This is a genomic window from Leisingera sp. F5 (assembly GCF_001593695.1).
Map to the genome: position 1 here is coordinate 1 of NZ_LUKH01001306.1, position 1,125 is coordinate 1,125.

The 1,125-nt window shown below is 57.2% G+C and carries 1 protein-coding gene and 2 pseudogenes; all 3 read left to right on the forward strand.

All coding sequences use genetic code 11. From position 1 onward, the window contains the following. Positions 1 to 176 (forward strand): annotated as a pseudogene (locus A2I95_RS40995) (succinate--CoA ligase subunit alpha); the annotation flags it as partial. A 107-nt stretch (positions 177 to 283) separates the two neighbouring features. Beyond that, the gene (locus tag A2I95_RS41000) at positions 284 to 745 is read left to right on the forward strand and encodes a DUF805 domain-containing protein (RefSeq protein ID WP_291738026.1); all 462 of its coding nucleotides are present in this window, start codon (positions 284 to 286) and stop codon (positions 743 to 745) included. Then, positions 742 to 1,125 (forward strand): annotated as a pseudogene (sucA, locus tag A2I95_RS41005) (2-oxoglutarate dehydrogenase E1 component); the annotation flags it as partial. The gene A2I95_RS41000 and the pseudogene sucA, both read left to right, overlap by 4 nt.

Genomic DNA, 1,125 nt, shown 5'->3' on the forward strand with positions numbered 1-1,125 from the left:
TCATTGCCGGCCGCACCGCCCCTCCGGGCCGCCGCATGGGCCACGCGGGCGCAATTGTCGCCGGCGGCAAAGGCGGCGCCGAAGACAAGATCGAAGCGATGAAATCCGCAGGCATCGTCGTCGCCGAAAGCCCGGCCGGCCTGGGTGAAGCAGTGCTGAAAGCAATCGGCAAGTAAGCTAAAAACACGATTTGCCGCGCTTGCTTAATTCTGAGCAAGCGCGGCAAAACCGCAAAATTAAGTATGGTGCAACAATGGGCTTTTGGGCCTCAGTCAAAACTTGCATGAGTAACTACGCACAGTTCGGCGGACGCGCAGCCCGAAGAGAGTTCTGGTTTTTTGTTTTGTTTTTGGCACTCGTCCAGTTTGTCGGGTTGAACCTGACTGCCAAACAACCCGAAGGCAGCTTCAAAATTCACTTTGGCGTCTATTTCTATCTTGGGCCTCAATACCCTTGGTTCTTCAATCTTTATACTGGATTGTTTGCCATACCGTTTTTTGCCGCGCTGTCGCGGCGTCTGCACGATGTAGGCGTGGCAGCCAGTACAATATTTGTTGTGCCCTTTGCACTCTTTGCAATCGTGATGTTCGCATTGAAAGCTCTACCCGATCTGCAGCAGCTCCAAAGTGGTATAGGTTTCGCAGCTGCAATGATCCCGCTCGTTTTGTTCCTTATCTTTACCTCAAAGAAATCCCAGCCAGGTGAGAACAAATACGGTCCCAACCCGCACGAGGCATCCAAATGACCGAACAAAGCCCAAACGACCTCTTTCACGCCTCCTCTTTCATGCAGGGGCACAATGCGGAGTATCTGGAGCAGCTTTATGCACAATACGCCAATGACCCGAACGCGGTGGATGCCGCCTGGGCGGAGTTCTTCCGCCAGATGGGCGACGCCGAACTGGACGTGAAGGCGGAGGCCAAGGGCCCCTCCTGGGCGCGCAACGACTGGCCGCCGGCGCTGGATGACGACCTCACCGGCGCGCTGACCGGCGAATGGCCTGCCCCGGCCGAGACCAAGGGCGCAGGCAAGAAGATCAGGGACAAGGCCTCCGCCAAGGGCGTCGAGGTCACCGACGATCAGGTCCAGCGCGCCGTGCTGGACTCGATCCGGGCGCTGATGCTG